Annotated in this window: 21 protein-coding genes and 1 pseudogene; 17 read left to right on the forward strand and 5 right to left on the reverse strand. The window is 70.0% G+C overall.

Annotated features, from left to right (window positions below; all coding sequences use genetic code 11):
* Positions 1 to 69: 69 nt before the first annotated feature.
* The 3 genes and pseudogenes from OH735_RS28840 to OH735_RS28850 all read right to left on the reverse strand — a co-directional run.
* Positions 70 to 756 (reverse strand): DUF4232 domain-containing protein, encoded by a 687-nt coding sequence (locus tag OH735_RS28840; protein ID WP_406384540.1) that lies wholly within the window; start codon positions 754 to 756, stop codon positions 70 to 72.
* Between the two features lie 310 nt (positions 757 to 1066).
* Positions 1067 to 1792, reverse strand: a complete 726-nt coding sequence (locus OH735_RS28845; protein WP_406384541.1) for a hypothetical protein — start codon at positions 1790 to 1792, stop codon at positions 1067 to 1069.
* 465 nt (positions 1793 to 2257) lie between these two features.
* Positions 2258 to 2497: pseudogene (locus tag OH735_RS28850) on the reverse strand (helix-turn-helix domain-containing protein); the annotation flags it as partial.
* 563 nt (positions 2498 to 3060) lie between these two features.
* Between OH735_RS28850 and OH735_RS28855 the strand changes: the two are divergent.
* Positions 3061 to 3963, forward strand: a complete 903-nt coding sequence (locus tag OH735_RS28855) for a lysophospholipid acyltransferase family protein (RefSeq protein ID WP_406384543.1) — start codon at positions 3061 to 3063, stop codon at positions 3961 to 3963.
* A 133-nt stretch (positions 3964 to 4096) separates the two neighbouring features.
* Here OH735_RS28855 and OH735_RS28860 read toward each other — a convergent pair whose 3' ends face one another.
* Complete coding sequence (locus OH735_RS28860) at positions 4097 to 4573, reverse strand: GNAT family N-acetyltransferase (RefSeq protein ID WP_406384544.1); 477 nt, start codon at positions 4571 to 4573, stop codon at positions 4097 to 4099.
* A gap of 504 nt (positions 4574 to 5077) precedes the next feature.
* Between OH735_RS28860 and OH735_RS28865 the strand changes: the two genes are divergently transcribed.
* The 4 genes from OH735_RS28865 (at position 5078) to OH735_RS28880 (ending at position 9194) form a co-directional block, all read left to right on the forward strand.
* Positions 5078 to 6385 carry an LCP family protein gene (locus OH735_RS28865; RefSeq protein WP_406386790.1) on the forward strand — a complete coding sequence of 436 codons (1308 nt, stop codon included), beginning with the start codon at positions 5078 to 5080 and terminating at the stop codon, positions 6383 to 6385.
* A 194-nt stretch (positions 6386 to 6579) separates the two neighbouring features.
* On the forward strand, positions 6580 to 7275 hold the full coding sequence (locus tag OH735_RS28870) for a 4'-phosphopantetheinyl transferase (protein ID WP_406384545.1): 696 nt from the start codon (positions 6580 to 6582) through the stop codon (positions 7273 to 7275).
* Positions 7276 to 7353: 78 nt separating this feature from the next.
* Positions 7354 to 8475 (forward strand): P1 family peptidase, encoded by a 1122-nt coding sequence (locus OH735_RS28875; protein ID WP_406384546.1) that lies wholly within the window; start codon positions 7354 to 7356, stop codon positions 8473 to 8475.
* A gap of 119 nt (positions 8476 to 8594) precedes the next feature.
* Positions 8595 to 9194, forward strand: a complete 600-nt coding sequence (locus OH735_RS28880; RefSeq protein WP_406384547.1) for a hypothetical protein — start codon at positions 8595 to 8597, stop codon at positions 9192 to 9194.
* 127 nt (positions 9195 to 9321) lie between these two features.
* Here OH735_RS28880 and OH735_RS28885 read toward each other — a convergent pair whose 3' ends face one another.
* Positions 9322 to 10206, reverse strand: a complete 885-nt coding sequence (locus OH735_RS28885; RefSeq protein WP_406384548.1) for an SIS domain-containing protein — start codon at positions 10204 to 10206, stop codon at positions 9322 to 9324.
* A gap of 186 nt (positions 10207 to 10392) precedes the next feature.
* Here OH735_RS28885 and OH735_RS28890 point away from each other — a divergent pair, with 186 nt between their 5' ends.
* The 12 genes from OH735_RS28890 to OH735_RS28945 all read left to right on the forward strand — a co-directional run bounded on the left by OH735_RS28890 (position 10393) and on the right by OH735_RS28945 (position 21333).
* Entirely contained in the window at positions 10393 to 11193 is an 801-nt protein-coding gene (locus tag OH735_RS28890; protein ID WP_384452796.1) for a DeoR/GlpR family DNA-binding transcription regulator, read from the forward strand.
* A 231-nt stretch (positions 11194 to 11424) separates the two neighbouring features.
* Positions 11425 to 12597: a Gfo/Idh/MocA family protein gene (locus tag OH735_RS28895; RefSeq protein WP_406384549.1), complete on the forward strand. Its 1173-nt coding sequence runs from the start codon at positions 11425 to 11427 to the stop codon at positions 12595 to 12597.
* A 478-nt stretch (positions 12598 to 13075) separates the two neighbouring features.
* Positions 13076 to 14086 carry an MBL fold metallo-hydrolase gene (locus OH735_RS28900; protein WP_406384550.1) on the forward strand — a complete coding sequence of 337 codons (1011 nt, stop codon included), beginning with the start codon at positions 13076 to 13078 and terminating at the stop codon, positions 14084 to 14086.
* Between the two features lie 142 nt (positions 14087 to 14228).
* Positions 14229 to 15644 (forward strand): ATP-binding protein, encoded by a 1416-nt coding sequence (locus tag OH735_RS28905; protein WP_406384551.1) that lies wholly within the window; start codon positions 14229 to 14231, stop codon positions 15642 to 15644.
* On the forward strand, positions 15641 to 16066 hold the full coding sequence (locus tag OH735_RS28910; RefSeq protein WP_406384552.1) for a roadblock/LC7 domain-containing protein: 426 nt from the start codon (positions 15641 to 15643) through the stop codon (positions 16064 to 16066). The genes OH735_RS28905 and OH735_RS28910 overlap by 4 nt, the downstream gene beginning before the upstream one ends.
* Positions 16063 to 16416 carry a DUF742 domain-containing protein gene (locus tag OH735_RS28915; protein ID WP_406384554.1) on the forward strand — a complete coding sequence of 118 codons (354 nt, stop codon included), beginning with the start codon at positions 16063 to 16065 and terminating at the stop codon, positions 16414 to 16416. Before OH735_RS28910 ends, OH735_RS28915 begins: the two co-directional genes overlap by 4 nt.
* A complete protein-coding gene (locus OH735_RS28920; protein ID WP_406384555.1) occupies positions 16394 to 17008 on the forward strand; it encodes a GTP-binding protein in 615 nt (204 codons plus the stop codon). Before OH735_RS28915 ends, OH735_RS28920 begins: the two co-directional genes overlap by 23 nt.
* Positions 17005 to 18279 (forward strand): cytochrome P450, encoded by a 1275-nt coding sequence (locus OH735_RS28925; RefSeq protein WP_406384556.1) that lies wholly within the window; start codon positions 17005 to 17007, stop codon positions 18277 to 18279. The genes OH735_RS28920 and OH735_RS28925 overlap by 4 nt, the downstream gene beginning before the upstream one ends.
* 104 nt (positions 18280 to 18383) lie before the next feature.
* On the forward strand, positions 18384 to 18782 hold the full coding sequence (locus tag OH735_RS28930) for a cell division protein SepF (protein WP_406384557.1): 399 nt from the start codon (positions 18384 to 18386) through the stop codon (positions 18780 to 18782).
* A gap of 274 nt (positions 18783 to 19056) precedes the next feature.
* Complete coding sequence (locus OH735_RS28935) at positions 19057 to 20307, forward strand: AAA family ATPase (protein ID WP_406384559.1); 1251 nt, start codon at positions 19057 to 19059, stop codon at positions 20305 to 20307.
* On the forward strand, positions 20304 to 20672 hold the full coding sequence (locus OH735_RS28940; RefSeq protein ID WP_406384560.1) for a nucleotide pyrophosphohydrolase: 369 nt from the start codon (positions 20304 to 20306) through the stop codon (positions 20670 to 20672). The genes OH735_RS28935 and OH735_RS28940 overlap by 4 nt, the downstream gene beginning before the upstream one ends.
* A 124-nt stretch (positions 20673 to 20796) precedes the next feature.
* Positions 20797 to 21333: a DUF6099 family protein gene (locus OH735_RS28945; protein ID WP_406384561.1), complete on the forward strand. Its 537-nt coding sequence runs from the start codon at positions 20797 to 20799 to the stop codon at positions 21331 to 21333.
* The last annotated feature ends 156 nt before the right edge of the window (positions 21334 to 21489 follow it).

Below are 21489 nucleotides of genomic sequence, written 5' to 3' on the forward strand. Positions count from 1 at the left end.
CATGCCGGTGCGCGCCCGGCCGTCGGGATGTCGCCGAGGGTGCGCGGGGTGCGCGGGGTGTGCGAGGTGTCAGCCAACCTTGTTGGCGGGGCCGACCTCCAGCTTGGGGCCGCTGTCGGAACCGTCGGTGGCGGGGAGCGAGCCCGCGGGCCACTGCACGGTCGCCTGGTGCGTGTCGTTCGGGGGTGTGATGACGATCTGGGTGGGCCGGACGCCGGAGCCGCCCGAGTTGTTGACGGGGAACTGGATGTTGAAGGCGGCGGACTCGCCGGGCTTGAGGGTGGCCGGGTACGGCTTCTCGCTGTTGCGCGGAACCGACATGCTTCCGGCATTGGTCTTCAGGTCGACGCCGGGGAAGCCGCTGACACGACAGTTCTGCCCGCCCTTGTTGAAGAGCTGGACCGTGACGACGCCGGTGTCCTTGCTGTCCGAGCCCGCGCTGTTGTCGGCGGCGGTGACGCGGAGGGTGGAGGTGGTGCAGATCGGTGTCTTGGAGCTGCTGCTGCCGCCCGTGCTGGAGCTGTCGTTGTTTCCTGTGCTGCCACTGGTGCCGGAGCTGGTGCCGGAGCTGGTGCCGGTACCGGTGCTGGTACCGGTTCCGGAGCTGTTGCTGTTGTCGCTCTGGTCGGCGGACGCGCTCGCCGCGGGAGTTGACGCGCCCGCCGCGGTGTCATCGCTGTTGCAGGCGGTGAGAGCGAGTGCGGCGACGAGCGTGATGCCGGCGAGAAGGCTCTTGGTGAGGTGCGTGTGCTTCATGGGTCCCCCCGTGCGCAGTGGTCTTCGGTCGTGTTCTTCGGCCGTCCGGTGTGGCTGCCGGATGCCGTCCTGAACTGTGGGGGACGGCTGGGACGTTGATCAAGTCGGCACGCCTGATTCGGGACGCTGGAATGGTTCCATCCCCCTGGCCTGGGGAAACAGGTGGTCCCTGGAACGCCGGGATGGGAAGCCGGGATGGAGGACGCGGGGCGGTGGGGACGTGGTACGCCGGCCCGATTCCGGCGGGCCGGCGGACCACGTCACGTCACGTCGCGCGGGCGGACCACGTCACGTCGCGCGGGCGGACCGGTCAGTAGTCGTAGTAGTCGTTTTCGATCACTCGGAAGCTGCCCCCTACCCCGTTGTTGACGAACACACCCCCTTCGACGCGGTTCGGGAACACGCCTGAAGTGGCGCCGTGGGGGCCGACGACGGCGACGGGCGCACCGTTGTCGCAGGTCGCCCCGCTGAAGACCTCGACGGTCCGCCGGCTCTCGTTGAAGATGTTGAAGCTGGTGGAGCCCAGGCCGCTGGCCACGCTGACGCAGCCGCCGGGGGAGGCGGAGTACGTGCGCTCGTTGAAGTGAATCCTGCCCTCGTCGTAGTCCCGGCCGCCGTGGCCCCGGCCTCCGTAACCCCGGCCCTCGTCGCCTCCGCGCTCGTCGCCGCCCCTGCCTTCGTCGCCGCCTCGGCCTTGATTGCCTCGGCCTTCGCCGTTGCCGCCTCGGCCTTCGCCGTTGCCGCCTCGGCCTTCGCCGTTGCCGCCTCGGCCCTCGTCGTTGCCTCGGCCCTCGTCGTTGCCTCGGCCCTCGTCGTTGCCTCGGCCTTCGCCGTTGCCGCGACCTTCGTCGCTCTTTCCGGCGTCACCTCTGTCCTTGGGGGCCGCAGCGGGGGCCGGGGCCGCGGCGGCCTGCTGGACGACCGGGGCGGCCTTGGGTGGCTCGTTCGTGGCGGCCGAGGTGAAGGTGCTGCCGGTGGCGGTCAGGGCCGCGGCGGCGGCGATGGCGGCAGTGAGGACGGTGGAACGTGTGGTCATGTCGTTTCTCCTGTCTCGGAGTGGGGTCGGCTGGGCAGCGGACCCGTGATTGAACGTACGTAGGGACTCCATGGCTGTCATATCGGGGCATACCGAAATGCCGGTGCCGGAGCATCGGCCGGGACGGCAGTCACCCGTATGCCATTCGGGTGCAACGTGACGTGCCGTCAATAGCTTTGTGTGTGGGTGATTTGAAGTGCCGTTCGCCCGTTTGGGTGTCTTCTGGAGGTCTATTCACTCCGGAAGACGTGTGTCGTTCATTGACTTCGAGCCCGGGCAGGTGTGGTCGGGCTCGGTGGTGCTTGGATTCCGCCATACCCGAGCGATTGTTGCCGCCGATGGTGCGTGTGCGCGGTCAGTAGGTGCTGTCCGAGGCGACCTTGGGGTGGTCCGCGGCCCAGGAGGCGAGGATGCGCAGTCCGTCGTGGGTGAGGGTGCCCGCCTCGGCGGTCCAGATGACGAGTTGAAGAGGTAGTCGTGCTGGTCGTCGTCGAGACGCAGGACGCGGGTGAGGGCGGCCGGAACGGGCGCGGACGCGGACGCCTGGATGCGGTCCTGCTCCAGACGGGTGTAGTAGTCGGTACTGATCGCGGCCGGCTGGGCCACTTCCTGCCGGCGCAGACCCGGAACCCGTCGTGGCGCTCCGCTGTCGGGCAGCCCTACGGTGCGGGGGCTGAGCTCGGCGCGCCGGGCCTTGAGGAACTCCTACGGCTCATTGAGGTGTGCATCGCGGGTCGTGCGCTCCAGCCTCGCACCGGTCGTACGCGGCGTGAGCGGGAGAGTTTCCGCCCAGGATGTTTTGATCCCGGGAGAGACCTTTCCTCTTTGTGGGTGCATGCGCGAATGCGAGTCGCTATGGCGCGGCCGACAGAGATGCTCCACGTTTCGACGTCGTCCACGCCGGCCAGGAGCCGTCCCGTAGAACTCTGTACAGCCCTGTGCAGCTCCGTGCGGCTTCGTTCGGTTCCGTGCCGTCGCCCGTCCTTCCGGATCCTCCGGTACGTCGGCGGGCGAACTCGACGAGGTAACGACTCCCCGCCGCCGGAAACACTGGCCAACACCGATCCGGGGGGTCGGCTTCCCCCTCGATTCGCGCGGTATTCATTCGGCTCGCCAATACTCCGGGTGGCGACGATCCGAGTGGCGACGAAAGGAAGAACCGTGCCCGATTCCGGCGTCTCTGTTCAGCCCAGTCCTTCCGTGGCCGCTTCTGTGGGCACGGGTCCCGCCACTCGTCGGTGCACCACGGTCCCGCGCGGGGAGAACCGGTGAACCCCTGGGTGGTCGAGCCGGTCTGCACGCCGGCTTGCGCGAAGAACGCTGCATCCGGTGTGTCGTTGCCCGAGGCGGTCCGCCGCTACGCATCCGTCGCCCGCACCGTCATCCACAGCGCGGCGACGGGCGAGCGGCTGGCCGGCCCCGAAACCCTGCGCGCCGAGGCCGGGGCCGTCCTCACCGCCCTCGGGATACGACTGGACCTGGAACAGGGCATCGACCTGGGGCGGGACCAGGACCAGGAGCAGCGGCGTGCGCAGGACCAGGACCAGAGGCAGCGGCGTACTAGGCAGGACCAGGGGCAGTGGCAGGCGCAGGACCAGGACCGGGCGTCGCTGACCGTACCCGGGCCGACCGGGACGCTGGTCGTGGCCAACCACATCTCCTGGCTCGACGTGGTCGTCCTGCTCGCGATCGAGCCCGTGACGCTGCTCGCCAAGCGCGAGGTCGGCACCTGGCCCCTCATAGGGACGCTGGCCCGGCGCATCGGCACCCGCTTCATCGATCGCGAGGACGTGCGCGAGCTGCCGTCCACTGTTGCCGAACTGGCACGGACGCTGCGCTCCGGGCAGTCCGTGATGGTGTTCCCGCAGGGGACCACCTGGTGTTCCGTACCCGGCGGCACGTTCCGGCGCGCCACGTTTCAGGCCGCCGTCGACGCGGGCGCCCCGGTACGGCCGGTGACGATCGACTACTTCCAGCAGGGCGTCCCCAGCACGGTCGCGGGCTTCCTCGGCGACGAGGGGTTCGCCACGTCCCTGCACCGGGTCGTCGGCGCCAGGGAGTTGTCCGTACGGGTCACCACGCACCGCCCGCTGACCGGCGCCGACCGTCGCTCACTGGCGGCCGAGGCCCAGCGGGCCGTGTCGGGTCCCAGGGCGCCCGCCCACGCCTGACTTGCACCGGAAAGCTGAACGAGGGAAGGGAAAGGCTCCGCAACGAACGGGTGTCGTACCCGGGCAGCTCCGCGACTTCCGCCGAAACATCCCTTCCGCTACCGGCTACCGGTAAGTACCCCTGGAACTTCGGTCAGGCGTGGCCCAGTTCCAGTTCCCCTACCGTTTGATCCCCGCTCTTCTCTCCAGTCAGCCGGAACCCGAGTCCCAGATAGAAGCCCTCGGGGCCGTCCTCGCCCGGGTGCCAGGAGGCGGTGAGCCGGGTGCCGCCGCGGCGGCGGATTTCAGCGGCCACGGACTCGACCGCGAAGCGGCCGTAGCCGCGGCCCTGCTCACCTGCCGCGATATTGAGACGCCAGAGGCCCGAGCGGATGTCGGTGTTCCTGCCGTCGCCGGCGAAGTCGATGTCGAAGAAGGCCATGAGGAAGCCGACGGGCCGGTCGCCTTCGAAGATGAGGCGAGGCCAGGCTATGCCGGGGTGCAGGTACGCCTCAGCGAGCGATTTCACGACCGGCGCGACCAGGTGTTCCTGGTCGGTGCGCACCTTCAGGCCGATCGCAACGTCGAAGTTGTCGACAGTGATCTTCTCCAGGCGGAGCATAGACGTCATGCAGGAACCATAGAGCTGGGCGACCACCGGAAGACGCTTGTGCGGCTCGGCCCTTCTGGGCCCGGGGCCGTACTCGATCAGGGCACGGACCTGGGAACGGACCGTCAGGAGAGGGGCGACGGCGGCTGCCATCGCCTCGATGGTTGTACAGTTGCGCAATGCGGCAAGTGTTTCTTTGTGGGGCGTCTGCTGCCCAGCGAGGGTCTTCGGCGCCCAGTACCGCAGAGGAGAGAGGGGAAGTTCCGTGCGATCGGGCAGAGTTACGCGTCCGGTCCGGCCGACGTCGTCGTCTGCTACGGCGTCGATCTCGTCCGAGCGGCTGTTCTCTGCGGGTATGTAGGGTTCGTCCACCGCAAGGTGCGGTGGACGAAGAATGGGGCGAGCGGGCGGCCGAAGGGCCGGGCGCGGAGGGTCAGCGTGAGCAAGGAACGCAGGAAGCCGCGAGGCGGAGCGGGGCACAGGGCAGGCCGGAAGCAACAGGGGGGACTCACGAGACGGGGCAAGCTGCTCGTCCGCGGCGGGGCCGCGCTGGCCGTGCTGCTTCTCGCGGCGGGCGGCGTCGGCGCCTGGATCTATCAGAGCCTCGACGGGAACATCCACTCCGCCGACATCGACGACAAGCTCGGCGGCGACAGGCCGGCCAACATGAGCCCCGGTTCCAAGAACATCCTGGTGGTGGGCTCGGACTCGCGCGACGGCGACAACGGGAAATACGGCAAGGATCTGACCACGATGCAGTCGGACACGCTGATGGTCATGCACGTGGCAGCCAACCGGAAATGGGCCACCGTCGTATCGCTCCCACGCGATTCATGGGTGGAAATACCGGCCTGTGACCGGGGTGACGGCACCCGGTCCACCCCGCATCACTTCAAGATCAACGAAGCCTTCGCCGTCGGCGGAACGAGCGGTGAGGTCGAAGGGGCCGCGGCCTGCACCATCCGGACCGTCGAACAGAACACCGGCCTGCGCATCGATCACTTCATGTCGATCGACTTCCAGGGTTTCAAGGGCATGGTGAATGCCCTGGACGGCATAGAAGTCTGTCCCGAGACGGCGATCCACGACGAGAAGGCCCATCTCGACATGGAGGCGGGCTGTCAGACGGTCAAGGACGAGAAGGCCCTCGGCTATGTCAGGACCCGCTACAGCGTGGGAGACGGCTCCGACCTCGGCAGAATAGGCCGTCAGCAGGAATTCATGGAGGCCCTGGTGGCCAAGGCGCAGAAGAAACTCACCAGCCCGGCTGCCTTGTACGGATTCCTCAAATCGGCGACCAAATCACTGACGACGGACAAGGAATTGGCGGGGATCGCACCGCTCACCGGGCTCGCCTCCGAACTCAAGGAAATCCCGAGTGACCGGCTGACCTTCCTGACCGTGCCGAATTACGCGCGTCAGGCGGATGTGCCCACCGACAGGGCCAATGTGGTGTGGCAATACCCGCAGGCGGCGGACCTCTTCGCTTCGTTGGCCGCGGACAAGGAAGTTGACAAGAAGTCACTTGAGGCCCGCAGCAAGAACCCCGTGTACGCAGCCACGATCCGTGTGCGCGTACTCAACGGGACGGGAAAACCGGGGGAGGCGGCGAAGGTCGCGGAAGCACTGCGCATGGCGGGATACACCATCGTCGGCACGGGCAACGCCCCCAGCGACACAGCAACGACGACGGTCACGTTTCCGCAGGGATTCGACCAGCAGGCGAAGGCCCTGGCCTCCCGGGTGCCGGGAGCGCGAGCGACCCAGGACTCCGCCGCCGCTCCGGGCTCGGTGACGTTGACCGTCGGCGACAACTTCGACGGCACTCGCTGACGGACGGCGGGGGTGCGCGAGCCGCGCCATCGCCACACCGGTCCGGTTCATCATGGACTGGGCCGGTACGGGCCGTTCCTCGCCATGAGAACGTCGTCCGAAGCACAGCGGGGCGCTGTCGGAACCCCGCATTCTTTGGGCAGGCTTCAGGGATGATGCGGAGGATGGATCAACCGGCCGGCACGAGGGAGAACATGATCGAGAAGATTCTGCCGCCCCAGGCGGCCGTGGTGGAGGCGCTCTCCGATCCGGTCGACGCGGCTCTCTTCCCCGGCGAGGAAGAACTGATCCGCAATTCGGTGGAGTCACGGCGCAAGGAGTTCATCACCGCCCGCTGGTGCGCCCGCCGTGCGCTCGGCGCGCTCGGTCTCGCGCCCGTCCCCATCCTGAAGGGCGAACGCGGCGCGCCGATTTGGCCGGCAGGGGTCGTCGGAAGCATGACGCACTGCGCCGGATACCGAGCCGCCGCGGTCGCCCGCCGGGAGGACCTGCTCTCCGTCGGCATAGACGCCGAACCGCACGAGCCACTGCCCGACGGGGTGCACGAGACCATAGCCCTGCCGACGGAACAGCAGCGTGCGCGCGAGTTGTGCAGGGCGGCCCCCGAGATCTGCTGGGACCGGCTGCTGTTCAGCGCGAAGGAGAGCGTCTACAAGGTGTGGTTCCCGCTCACCCACCGGTGGCTCGGCTTCGAACAGGCCGACATCGTGCTCCACCCCAACGGCACGTTCACGGCTGAGCTACTGATCCCCGCCACGGAACCGGGCCCGGGCCCGGCCGCCGGGACGACGTCGACTCCGCGAGGCTTCCGCGGCCGGTGGCTGGTCGCGGACGGTCTCGTGGCGACCGCGATCGCCGTCGAGAACGAACCGGACACACCCATCGGGTAGCGCGAGGCAGCCGGGCACGACGAACGTCGGCGCCCGCGCCTCGCCCGGCTTGCGGGTCCACCCGTACTCTCTGACCACATGAGTGAAAACCGCAAGCGTGCACGCGAGTTGGGTATCCCACTGACCGGTGAGCCCGGGCCGTGGAACGCGATCACAGACGTGCCCGGTGTCGAGGTCGGGTACGTCACCCTGGTCGAGGGCGACGACGTACGCACCGGAGTGACGGCGCTCCTGCCCCGTGGCCGGGACGGAGTCGGTACGCCCTGCGCGGCCGGCTGGCACTCGTTCAACGGCAACGGCGAGATGACCGGAACGGCCTGGATCGAGGAGAGCGGATCGCTCGCCGTCCCGGTGGTCATCACCAACACGTACGCCGTCGGCCCGGTGCACCGGGGCGTCGTCGAGTGGGTGCGCGCCAACTGCCGCGGCATGGCACCGGAGTGGCTGCTGCCGGTGGTCACCGAGACCTGGGACGGCCACCTCAACGACATCCACGGCCCGGCCGTGCAGTCCCGTCACGCGGCGGCCGCGATCGAGGCGGCCGGGTCCGGCCCGGTCGAGGAGGGATGCGTCGGCGGCGGAACGGGCATGCGCTGCTACGGCTTCAAGGGCGGCTCGGGGACCGCGTCCCGGGTGGTCGAGTACGGCGAGGACAGCTACACCGTCGGCGCCTTCGTACAGGCCAACTTCGGCGCCCGGCGCGAACTGGTGGTGGCCGGTGTGCCGGTCGGGCGTGAGCTGTCCGGTCCGGTCGGGGCACCGGACCCCGAACCGACGGTCGACGGGGAGCGTCCGGTGCCGCCCGGTGCGGGCTCGGTGATCGTGGTCGTGGCGACCGACGCACCGTTGTTGCCGGGGCAGTGCAAGGCGTTGGCCCGTCGGGTGACGCTGGGCCTGGCCCGCACCGGCACCACCGGCAGCCACTTCTCCGGGGACCTCTTCCTGGCCTTCTCGACGGCCAACCCGTCCGCGCTGACCAGCACGTTCCCCGAGGACGACGGCAGTGCGCCGTACGAGTCGATGCGCTTCGTGCCGTGGGGCCGGATGGATCCCTTCTACAGCGCGGTGGTCGAGTCGGTGGAGGAGGCGGTGCTGAACGTGCTCACCGGCGCGCACTCGATGACCGGCCGCGCGGGCCACCACGTCCCGGCGCTCCCGCTGGACCGGGTGACGGAACTGCTGGCGGTGCGGGAACGGTGACGTAATTCGGGAACGGGGACAGGGACGGGGATGGAGTACGCAGGGCCCGGCCGGGGAAGACAGGCGCCCGGCGTCGTGGTTACTGGTCTCGTACAGGTTCGTCGGCCATACTGCCCGCCGTGGAGCAGCGCATAGATCCGAACACTCAGCCCGGGTACGCCGCAGGGACAGACCCGGCGTACATCCCTGGTCTCACGGCCCCTGTCCCTGCCGGGAAGCCGGATGCGAGCCGGAAGCAGAGAGACCAGGAACAGACGGACGAGGAGCAGTCGTCCCAGGAACGGACGGACCAGGAACGGACGGACCAGGAACGGACGGACCAGGAGCAGACAGACCAGGAACAGGAGTCCGAGCGGGAAATCGACGCCGCCGCCCCCGACGATGCCGTCGCGGAGACCGTGTCCGAGGATGCGGCGGCTGATGACAAGGAGCCGGTGGACGGCCCCGTATTCGAGGTGAGCGACCGTCGCGGATCGATCACCGCGGACCACGACGGCGTCCGGTTCCGGCTGGACGACCAGGAGGCCGAGTTCGGCTGGGACGAGGTCGGCGCGGTCGAGGTGAAGACCCCGCGGTTCGGCCGCCGGTTCACCGTCACGGTCCACATGTCGACCCGTCGATGGTTCAACGCCGAGGTCGAGGCGCCGGCCAGGAGCGACCTCAAGAAGTGGGCGGAGGACCTCGACGCGGTCCTGGACGTCTACTTCGAGGAGTCCTGACCACGGCGGTGCCGTCCGAGAGGCCGGGCCGACGGCCGTAAGGGACGTCGGCCCCCTCACGGCCGCCAGGCCGGGCGCCCGCGGCCCGTCACCGGGCGCCCGCGGCCCGTCACCGGAAGGCGGCCCGTCAGGCGTCCGCGAGGACCACCGAGCGGGTCAGGTGGCGCGGGCTGTCCGGGTCCAGACCCCGGGCGGCGGCGCGGGCGATCGCCAGCCGCTGGACGCGGACCAGCTCGGCCAGCGGGTCCAGGTCGCTCTCCACCCAACGGGCACCCGTCGAGAGCACCTGCTCCGCGAGCCCCTCGGGGGCGGTACCGAACATCCAGGTCGCGGTGCCGGTGGTGGCGATGCTGATGGGGCCGTGACGGTACTCCATCGCCGGGTACGCCTCCGTCCAGGACAGCGACGCCTCCTTCATCTTCAGCGCCGCCTCGTTGGCGAGCCCCGCCGTCCAGCCGCGGCCGAGGAAGGTGAACTGGGTGCAGTCCAGCAGGCCTTCGGGCAGCGGCTCGGCCAGTGCGGTCTCGGCGTCGCGGACCACGTCGTCGGTGTGCAGACCGAGGTGTGCGCGGAGCAGGGTGAACAGGGTGGTCGCGAACCGGGTCTGCACGACGGACTTCTCGTCGGCGAAGTCGAGTACCACGACCTCGTCGGCGGACGTCATGACCGGGGTCTTGGGGTCGGCGGTGATGGCCACGGTGCGGGTGACACCACGCAGCCGGTCGAGCAGCGCCAGTACCTCGGTCGTGGTGCCCGAGCGGGTGAGCGCGACGACGCGGTCGTAGCTGCGGCCGAAGGGGAACTCCGACGCGGCGAAGGCATCGGACTCGCCCTGTCCGGACTCCTCGCGGAGCGCGGCGTACGCCTGGGCCATGTAGAACGAGGTGCCGCAGCCGACGACCGCGATGCGCTCACCGGCGGCGGGCAGAGCGGAGGCCTGGGTCCGGGCCAGCTCGGCGGCGCGGCGCCAGCACTCCGGCTGACTGGCCGTCTCGATCTCGACAAATGACACTTTTGCACTCCGTACTCGTAGTGGGATGCTCGTTTGTGCACGTTATACAGGATGTGCGAGCAATATCAAGCATTCCGCGTGCAGGATGCTTGACTGGGCGGAGCCTTGTGCCACGCTTGCGCGTGTCCGGTGACCGTACCCAAGGGGATGGGTGCCTGAAGCCCGGGCCCGTGAAGGAGAGTTCTCTTGTCCAGGGATGCCCGGTGGAACGCGCTGCTGGAGCTTGTCGGTAAGAACGGCCGGGTGGAGGTCGAGGACGCCGCCGCCAAGTTGGATGTCTCGGCCGCGACCATCCGCCGTGACCTGGATCAGCTTGCCGAGCAGCAGCTGCTCACACGTACCCGCGGTGGCGCGGTTGCGCACGGTGTCAGTTACGAACTGGCCCTGCGCTACAAAACCGGTCGCCACGCCCCCGAGAAGCAGGCCATCGGCCGCGCCGTCTCCGAACTGGTGGCGGTGGGGGAAGTAGTGGGGCTGACCGGCGGCACGACGCTGACCGAGGTGGCCCGTTCGCTGGCGGTGCGCTCCGATGTCGTCGGCGACACCGCGGCGGGGATGGGCGGCCAGCCGACCCTGACCGTGGTCACCAATGCCCTCAACATCGCCAACGAGTTGGTGATCCGGCCGCAGATCAAGATCGTGGTGACCGGTGGGGTGGCCAGGCCGCAGTCGTACGAGCTGACGGGGCCGCTGGCCAGTGGGGTGCTGGGCGAGATCACGCTGGACGTCGCCGTGCTGGGCGTCAACGCCATCGACACCGAACGTGGTGCGTACGTCCATCACGAGGGTGAGGCCAGCATCAACCGGCTGCTCGCCCAGCAGGCGCAACGCGTGGTCGTGGCGGCCGACTCCTCGAAGATCGGCAAGCGGGCCTTCGCCAGGGTCTGCGATCTCGGGCAGGTCGACTTCCTGGTCACCGACAAGGGCATCACACCCGAGGCGACCGCCCGCTTCACAGAGGCCGGCGTCACCGTCATCGCCGTCTGATCCGTCCGATCTGCCTGAATCGCTCGCACGGAACGGCGGGTTGCCATCCATCGAGGTGGCGGCCCGCCGTTTCATCTGTTCGCTGTCGCCAGAGCGCTAGTGTTATGCCAATAAATGTTTGTTACCCCGGCAAAATAAACAACTCTTGCCATCCGGATGCGCCTTCGTGAACTATGTGCCTGTCGCCGCAATGGAGCGTCCACACCACCAGTACAGACAGAAGGGACCACCGTGTCAGACCTGCGACTCGGCGTCATCGGGCTCGGCCTGCGCCGTTCCATCGCGACGTCCGCCCACCACCCCGGACAGGGTTCGTTGATCACCGCCGTCTGCGACCTCGACCCCGAGGTGCGCCGACGTGAGGCCGAGTGCTTCGGCGCCGATGTCGCGGTCGAGGACTACAAGCTGCTCCTCGACCGGGACGACCTCGACGCGGTCGTCGTCGCCACCCCGGACGACACCCACGAGACGATCGCCATCGACGCGCTCCGGGCGGGCAAGGCCGTCTTCGTCGAAAAGCCGCTCGGGATCACCGTCGAGAGCTGCGACAACATCCTTCGTGCCGCGTACGAGACCGGGACCCGGCTGTACGTCGGACACAACATGCGGCACATGGGCGTCGTGCGGCTGATGCGCGACATCATCGCCCGCGGCGACATCGGCGAGCCCAAGACCGTGTGGGTGCGGCACTTCGTGGGCTACGGCGGTGACTACTACTTCAAGGACTGGCACGCCGACCGGACCCGTACCACCGGTCTGCTGCTCCAGAAGGCCGCCCACGACATCGACGTCCTGCACTGGCTGGCCGGCGGCTACACCCGGCGGGTCAACGCGCTCGGTGATCTCCTCGTCTACGGCGACCTGCCGCGCCGCGAGCCGGACACCCCGCGCCCGGCGAACTGGCTGCGCGAGTACGACTGGCCGCCGACGGCCCGCAAGGACCTGCACCACATCGTGGACGTCGAGGACGTCTCGGTGATGAACATGCAGCTCGACAACGGCGTCGTGGCCGCCTACCAGCAGTGTCACTTCACGCCGGACTACTGGCGGAACTACACCGTCATCGGCACCGAGGGGCGTCTGGAGAACTTCGGTGACGGCCCGGGCGACGAGGTCAAGGTCTGGAACACCGGCCCGAGCGGATACCGCGGCGACGCCGACATCACCTACCGGGTGCCGGATGCCGGTGGTTCGCACGGTGGTGGTGACACCCGGATCATGGCGGAGTTCTGCCGGTTCGTGCGCGACGGGGGTGTCACCGACACCTCGCCGGTCGCCGCGCGGATGAGCGTCGCCGCCGGTGTACTCGCGACCCGTTCGCTCCGTGAAGGTGGCGCACCGTACGACGTACCGGCCCTCGATCCGGAGCTCACCGCGTACTTCGAACGCGGTCAGGTCCGCTAGAAGCCGGTACGGCCGGCGCGACCGGTATGGCCGGCGCGACCGGTATGGCCGGCGCGACCGGTATGGCCGGCGCGACCGGTATGGCCGGCGCGACCGGTACGACCGGCGCGACCGGTACGACCGGTACGAAATGTTTCCACAACCTCTCGGCAATCTCCCGACGACCTCCGGTGGCCGCGCGTCCGGCCGGCACCGTCACCGGAGGTCTCGGTGCAGCAGTTTTCGGCCATGCTCGGTGGGTAATCGCCTCATTCGTGTTTGGTGTCCGCCCGAGGGTTGTCCGCCGCGTGGGGTGACGGCGTCGGGTGAATTGAAGGAAATCGCCCGGAAGGTGCTGTACGGGGATGCGGGACGCCGGTCTCGTAGGGTCACCGAGCCGCTGCCGCTGAGGGGTGTGGCCGACGATTTCAAGCCAATAGAACGTCACGGTGGCCGAGTTCGAACGCATGGCTGGAAGGTGGTCGGCATAATCGCGTCCATGTCGATCACGGGTGGGGACGTCGTTGACCTGGGGCGGGGCCTGTACGCATGGCTCCCGCCGAAGCGGGGCTGGGGGCTGGCCAACTGCGGACTCCTCGTCTCGCCCCGTGGCGCGCTCTGGATCGACACCCCGTACGACACCGTGCTGGCCGGCCGGTTCCTGGCCGAGTCCACGAAGCGGCTGCCCGACGGCGTCTCCATCGACCGGGTGATCGTCACCCACGCGAACGGGGACCACTTCTGGGGCGCGGGTGTCCTCCCGGACGCGGAGATCATCGCGACCCGCGAGGCCCGGGAGCACATCCATTACGAGCCCACGCCGAAGCAGCAGCACGCGCTCGTCGCCACCGGCGATCCGGCCACCCCGCTCGGCGCCTACCTCGGGCGTCACTTCGGCCCCTTCGACTGGTCCCACACCGAGCCGGTGCAGCCGACCACGTACTTCACCGGGGAGCTCGAACTGACCCTGGGGGAGTTCCCGGTCCGGATCTCCGCCCTGCCGTCCGCGCACACCACCGGCGATCTGATCGTCCATCTGCCCGCGCAGCGTGCGGTGTTCAGCGGAGACGTGATCTTCTCCTCCACCCCTGCTCAGCCCGGCGATCACCCGGTGCACTGGGCGGGTCCCCTCAGCAATGTGATCGCGGCCTGCGAACGGGTGCTGGCCACCGGTGCCGAGACCATCGTCCCCGGCCACGGACCCCTCCTCGACCGGGCCGGGGTGCGCGATCACATCGTGTACCTGGAGTACGTGCGCGAGCGCGCCCACGCCTTCCACACCGCCGGGGTCCCGGCCCTTGAGGCCGCCCGCCGGGTCATCGGCGAGGGGCGCTATCCGGAACTCGGCCTCCCGGAGCGGCTGGTGGTGACCATCGGCAGCGAGTACCGGCAGCTCGACGGCTCCGAACTGCCCGGAGTGCTCCAGGTGATGACGGACGTCGCCGTGGTCGCCCAGGAAGTGGAGCAGTCCCGTGAGCCAGCGGGGCCCGCGGGCCCCGCGGAGAAGTAGGCGGGCAGTCCCGTGAGCCGACGGGCCCTGCCGAGCAGCAGCCGGAGTCCCGTGAGCCCAGGGGCTCTGCGAAGAAGCAATCGGAGCTTTTGCCGCCGCTTCGGCCGGAAGACCGATCCGACAACAGAAACGCGGTGACGGCATGGGATGGATCGTGGCGTTGATCGCCGTCGTCGTTGCCGTGGCGTCGGCTGTCCGCGCGCAGCACGCGGCCCGTTCGGAGCACCTGGCCCTGGCCCGCGCCGAGCTGGCCGAACGGCAGTCGAAGGCCGCCGCGGCCCGTACCGCCGCCCTCACCGACGAGATCCGGCAGCTGGCCCGCAGGCGAATACCCGCCACCGCGCTCGCCCTCTCCCACCCCACCGCCCGGGTCCCCGGACTGCGGGAGGCGGCCGAGGTCGACGGCGAGGCCGCCCGGCTGCTCACCGAGGCCGTACAGGCCGCCCGCACGGCGGTCGTCGAGGAGCGCGGGCGCGTCGACGCCGCTGCCCGCGCGGCGATGCGCGGCACCTCCGCCAAGATCCAGTCCCTGCTCAACCAGTCCCAGCAGCTGCTGCACGAGCTCCAGCACGAGTACGACGACCCACGGATCCTGCAACTGGACTTCCGTAACGAACTGGCACTGCGGCGCACCCAGTCCACCGCCGTGCTCTGCGACGCCTGGCCGGGGCTCGCCCGCCAGAACTCGCCGCTCGTCGAGATCGTGCTCGGCGCCCAGTCCCGGGTCGCCGGCTACGAACGGATCAAGGTCGCCAACCATCTGCGCGACGAACGGCTCGCGCTCGTCGCCCGCGCCGCCGAACCCCTCGCCATCGCACTCGCCGAACTGCTGGCCAATGCCACCGCCTACTCGCACCCCGACACCGATGTCCAGGTGACCGTCCAGCAGAGCGGCGGCCGTGGCGCCTTCCTGGTCGTGGACGACGCGGGCATCGGCATGGACGACGACGCGCTCGACCGGGCCCGCGCCCTGCTGGCGGGGCCATCCGAGGTGCTCCTGACCGAGCTGGGCGACCCGCCGCAGACCGGCTTCGCCGTCGTCGGCCGGCTCGTCGTGCAGTACGGCTTCGACTGCCACATCGAGGCTTCGCCGTTCGGCGGAATGCGTACGATCCTGCGCGTCCCCGCCCACCTCCTGACCGTGCTGGAGGAGGACCGCAGCCTGTCCGCCCTCGCCCCGAAACCGGTGCAGGCACACGCCTCTTCGCCCATTTCCGCCCCCGCCGCCCCGGAGCCCGCCACCGCGCCGCAACCCGCGGGCGGGCACTTTGCCGAGCTTCCCAGTCGGCGCCGACGCTCACCCCGGCCGGCCCCGGCCCGGTCCGCGTCCGCCGCCCGGGACCGTGAAGCCGCCACCCGGGACCGCGAAAAGGTGTCCCGTACACCCGAACAGGCCGAGGCTTCCTGGGCGGCACTCCAACAGGGCACCCTCAACGGCAGAAACGTCGCCGGACGGCCGACCGCACCGGCACCGGACGACCACGAGGACGACCACGAACACCGCAGCGACCGCAGCGACCGGAACGACCGGAACAACCGAGGAGACGACGAGACGTGAGCGCCCCCACCCCCACCACCGGTGACCTCGCATGGGTGCTGACCCCGCTGCTGGAGCTGCCCGGAGTACAGCACGCCGTGGTCGCCACCGGCGACGGCCTCGTCGAGGGCGCCTCGCCCGGCCTGGACCGGGCATCCGGCGAGCGGGTCGCCGCGATGACCGCCACGCTGCACGCCGCGGCCCGCGCGTTCACCACCGCGTTCACCGACGTCGACGCCCCGAGCCTGGCGCAGACGGTCGTCGAGTCCGATCAGGGCTTCGCCATCGTCGTACCGGCTGGGAACAACACCACGCTCGCCCTGTTCGCGGAACCCGGCGCCAAACTCGGCGACATCGCGTACCAGATGCAGGTGCAGGTCACCGCCCTGACCCGGGCGATGAACGCACCCGCCCGCCAACCGGATGCCACCGCCCGGCCATGACCTCCGGCCCCGGACGCCGTCTGATCCCCGCCTATCTGGTCACCGGCGGCCGGACTCGGCCCGCCGGTCCCGCGCTCGACCGGCTCGCCGTGCTCGTACGCACCGACACGGACCTGCCCCCGGACACCGGCTCGGAACAGCGCAGGCTGTGCGAGCTGCTGGAACCGGGGGCGCTCACCGTCGTCGAATGCGCGGCGCACCTGGGCCTGCCGGCCAGCGCAACGGTCTTCCTGGCCACGGACCTCGCGGCCGCCGGACACCTGCACACCCGACCGCCTATCCCCAGTGCCGGGGAGATCGACCGGTCGCTCGTCGAGAGGCTGCTCGTTGGACTCCGCTTCCTCCACTGACCGGACCGGCATCGGCTATCTGCCGCCTGCCGCCCGGACCCTGATGAAGCTCGTCGTCACGGGGCCCTTCGGCGTGGGCAAGACCACCCTGATCCGCACGCTGTCGGAGATCGCCACGCTCCACACCGAAGAGGCGATGACCCAGTCCAGCACCCGGTTCGACGACACGGCGGGACTGCCGGACAAGACCACGACCACCGTCGCCATCGACTTCGGCCGGCTCACCGTTCTCGACGACCTTGTGCTCTACATGTTCGGCACCCCGGGCCAGCAGCGGTTCTTCCCGCTCTGGGAGGACATCGCGCGCGGCGCGCTCGGCGCGCTCGTCCTGGTCGACACCCGCAGGCTCGCCGACTCCTTCGCGGTCATGGACATGGTCGAGGAGCAGGGGCTGCCGTACGCCGTCGCCGTCAACCGCTTCCCCGACGCCCCCGCCCACACCGACGAGGTCCTGCGCAAACACCTCGACCTCGCCCCCGAGACCCCGCTGGTCCAGTGCGACGCCCGGGAACGCCGCGGCAGCATCGACGCGCTGATCGCGCTGGCCGAGCACGTGCTGACCCGAATGCCCCGGCCCGAGGACCCCTCATGACACCGCCCGTACAACCGCCGCAGCCCCTCGCGCTGTACGGCCCGGACTTCGCCGCCGACCCGCAGAGCCACTACCGGAACCTGCGTGAACACGGACCCCTCGCCCCCGTCCGGCTCGCCCCGGGCATCGATGCCCTCCTGGTCACCGACTACCAGGCCGCCGTCGATCTGCTGCGCGACACCCATACCTTCACGAAGGACCCGCGCGCCTGGCAGGCCACCGTGCCCGACGACTCGCCGGTCCTGCCCATGCTCGGCTACCGGCCCACCGCGCTCTTCAGCGACGGCGACGTGCACGCCCGCTACCGCGACGCCATCAACGACAGCCTCGCCCTGATCGAACCGCACATCCTGCGGGCCGAGGTCGCCCGGGTCGCCCAACGGCTCATCGGGGAATTCGCCGCCACCGGCAGCGGCGACCTGATCGCCCAGTACGCCCGACGGCTCCCGGTGCACGTCTTCGTCACCTGGTTCGGCGTCCCGCCGGGCGACAGCGAACGCATCGTCAACGGCATCGCCGGCATGTTCAACTCCGCCGAGGACGCCGCCACCGCGTACGCCGATCTCGTCGAGGTCGTCACCGATCTCGTCGCCGACCGGCGTGCCCGGCCGCGCCGCGACCTCACCTCGTACCTCCTCGCCCACCCCGCCGATCTCGACAACGACGAGACTGTGCGTCAGATCACCCTGATCATGAGCGCGGGCCACGATCCGACGACCAATCTGATCGGCAACGCGCTCCTGCACATGCTCACCGACGCGCGCTACGCCGGCTCGCTGCACGGCGGCGCGATGACGGCGCACGAGGCGATCGACGAGGTCCTCTGGCAGGATCCGCCGCTGGCCAATCTCTCGGCCCACTACCCGCGCCACGACACGGAGTTCCACGGCGTGCGGCTGCGCGCCGGACAGCTCCTCCTCGTCTCCTACACCGCGGCCAACACCCAGTCACCGCCCGGCCTTTCGGACCCCGGGATCCGCTCCGGGGGCAGCGCCCACCTGGCCTGGTCGGCCGGTCCGCACCGGTGCCCGGCGAAACAGCCGGCGCTGCTCATCGCGATGACCGCGATCGAGCAGCTGACCAGTCAGCTGTGCGACGCGGAACTGGACGTTCCGATCAGCGGACTGAGGTGGCGGCAGGGGCCCTTCCACCGCGCACTGCTCCGGCTTCCGGTACGTTTCACCCCCGTCGACATGACCACGGAAACGGACCGGCGCGAAGCCGCCGGGAGTGCGACGGACAGGCCGTCGGCGGTGTCGATCAGCCCGTGAACCGTGTCGGTGGTACGCCGAACGGGTGAGGGACGAGAGAATTGCCCGATGAACAGCGAGCGCAGCCGGCGCAACGCCGACCGAAGCACAGACGGGGTGGTCCGGTGAGCAGGTACGACAGGTACGACGTCACGGACGAGCAGTGGGAGGGGCTTGCCCAGGTCGTGCCTCTGCGCAGCCGCAACGAATGGCCGTCCCGGGTGGATCACCGGACGGTCCCCGACGAGAGCGCGGAGGCCGAACAGCGGCGCCTCGTCGTGCTGCGGGTCCAGGTCTTCGCGGACGCGCGGGAGGTGGCGGAGTACCTGGTCGCGCAGGTCCCGGTACTGCTCGACCTGACGGGCGCGGAGACGGATGTGGCCAAGCGCATCCTGGACTTCACCAGCGGGGTCGTCTTCGGGCTCGGCAGCGGAATGCACCGGGTCGACCGGAACGTCTTCCTGCTGTCCCCGGTCGGCATGGAGGTCGAGGGGGTCGCGGCGGCGGGCGTACCGGGTTCGTAGAGCGGGCGTACCCGGTTTTCGTAGAGCGGGCGTACCCGGCTCGCAGGCGGGCCGCGGGGCGGGTGGTGGCCGGTGGGTGGTGTGTCGGCGGGTGGTGACCGGTGGGTGGTGGCCGGTGGTTGATGGTGTGTCTGTGGGGCGTGGTGCGTCGGCGGGCCTACCCCGTTCGTGGGAATGCCGTCCGGTCGAGGTTGCCGCGGTGGCGTAGCCCGATCGTAGGAAGGTCGTTCAGGCGGAACGGTTCTCCGCCCCGAAGCCTGCTTACGGTCCGCCCATGACTGCACTCCCCCCGGAATCCACCACCCCTTCGTTCCCCGCCGGTACGTCCGTGCCCGACGGGCCTCGTCGCGCCGCGGTTTTGTCGGCCCGCTCGGCGGCCGCGCCGCGTTCCGGTGGTCCTGTCCGCTCCGCGGGGCCCGTCGTCACCGAACTGCGGCTGTCCGCCTTCGCCTCGCATCGGGGCGCCACCTTCCCCATCGGCCCCGTCACGATCTTCGCCGGCCCCGGCGGCAGCGGCAAGTCGACTGCCCTGCGGGCGTACGAGGCGCTGGCGAGGCTGGGCAGCGGCGACCCGCTCGACGAGGTGTTCCCCGACCCGGCGGGCTGCGTGCCGGAGGGGGCCGAAGCCGATGCGCAGGGCCGGCGGGGATTCCGGATCGGCTGCACGACGGACGGCCCGGCGGGCCCGGTGCGGCTCGACGTCGCAGTCCAGGCGGAACCCACCCTCCGTATCGTCGGCGAACGGCTCACTGGCGGCGGCGAGACCCTGCTCGCCACCGCGTTGCGCGACCCGGGGCGCTCGACGGTCCAGGCGGCCTGGTACACCGCGGGCGCGGTCCCGGTGACGCGCGCGCCGCTGCCGGACGACCGCCTCGGAACGGCGCTGCTGCCGCTGCGGGTGGCGGGCAGGACCGAGGGGCAGGTACGGGTCCTGGCCGCTGCCGAACAAGTGGTGGTGGCCCTGCGGTCGGTCTTCGCCTGCGAACCGCAGCCCCGGCGGATGCGTGCCCCGGTGCCGACGGGCGACGGCCGGCTGCGTCGGGGCTGCGACAACCTCGCCGCCGTACTGGAGCGTACGTACGCGCAGTGCGGCCAACGGCATGCCCGGCTGGTCGCGGCCGCTCACGCGGGATGTGCGGGGCCGGTGACGGAACTCGGCGTGGAGCGGTCGACGGACGGCCTGCTGCGCGCGGTGGTCGGGCGCGGCGGGGGACGCGTCACGCCGGTCGGCCGGCTCGGCGACGGTGAGTTGAGGTACCTCGCGCTCGCCCTGGTGCTGCTCACCGGGCCCGGGGTGCTGGCGGTGGACGCGGCGGGCGAGGTGCCGTCGGCCATGCAGACGCTGACCGTGCTGGCCGACGGGCTCGACCGGGACCTGGACGGACGGCAGTTGGGCGAACTGGTGGATCTGGCCGTGTCTATCGGGGCGGCCGGTCATCTCAGGCTGGTGGGCACGGTCACGGAATCGGGTGCGATGCGGGCCCGGGAGACGCCCGGCGTGACGGTGGTAGACCTGGAGTCGTGACAGAACTTGATGTACGGGCCCTGCAGCAGCGGCTCGCCGCGTTCGCGGCCGCACGGGACTGGGAGCAGTACCACACCCCGAAGAACCTGGCGACGGCACTGAGTGTCGAGGCGTCCGAACTGGTCGAGATCTTCCAGTGGTTGACGCCGGAGCAGTCGGCGCGGGTGATGGAGCGCCCCGAGACGGCGCACCGGGTGGCGGACGAGGTCGCGGATGTCCTCGCGTATCTGCTGCAGTTCTGCGAGGTGTTGGGGATCGACGTGCTTTCGGCGCTGGCGGAGAAGATCGACCGGAATGAGACCCGGTTCCCGGTACCGGAGCCCCCGGACACCTCCGAACCCCGAAATCGTCACTCTTCGGAGTGATCAACTTATGCACAGTCGACTTCGTGTCCACAGATTTCCGAATTCCTCTGGCTTTTCGGTGCTGACACCCTCACTGTGGGTAATGGATGAGTTGAGCGGCTTTTCGTACGGACGGGGGTAACGCATGGAAGCGGAGAGGCTTGTAGGAGTCAGCCGACGTGCGCTGGCGCAGAGCCGGGGCACGCCGGACATCATCGCCGAGGCATGGCAGGCCCAGGCGCTCGCCCAGGCGATCGGCAGCCGACTGGCGGCGGACGGGCCCAAGGAATTACGGGGCGAGGCCCGCGGGCTCAGCGAGATCGGCGGGAGAAGCAGTGGATCGCTCGACCATCCGGCGGCGCGGGCCGGAGTGGCGAGGGCTGCGCAGCTCTCCGAGCTCGCCGAACCGCGGGCGACGCTGACGGGTCTGGGCATGCTGCTCGGGGAGGTGGGGATGGCCCTGGTCGGGGTGGCCTGCGAGACCGACGAGCAGGGGCTCTACTGGCAGTGCATGGAAGCGATCGACGCGGCCGACGAGTCCTTGGACCGGGTTCACGGAATGCTCCGGCGTCTCGACGAGCAGGAGCGGGAGCGGCAGCAGGATCTGGAGCGCGGCCGGGAGCGGGACGGCCCGTACGGCGCGGTCCGCGGACCGGCGGGCTCGGCGGCGGGCCAGACATGACCGCACAGCACTTCGACGGTAGCCAGTGGCGGTGGTGGCGCCGAGGAGAGAAGAGAGGAGACGAGACAGGAGACGGGACAGGAGACGGGACAGGAGACGGGACAGGAGACGGGACAGAAGACGGGACAGGAGAGGCGAGAGGAGCGGAAGGAGCAA

This window comes from Streptomyces sp. NBC_01618 (genome assembly GCF_045209435.1).
GTDB lineage: Bacteria > Actinomycetota > Actinomycetes > Streptomycetales > Streptomycetaceae > Streptomyces.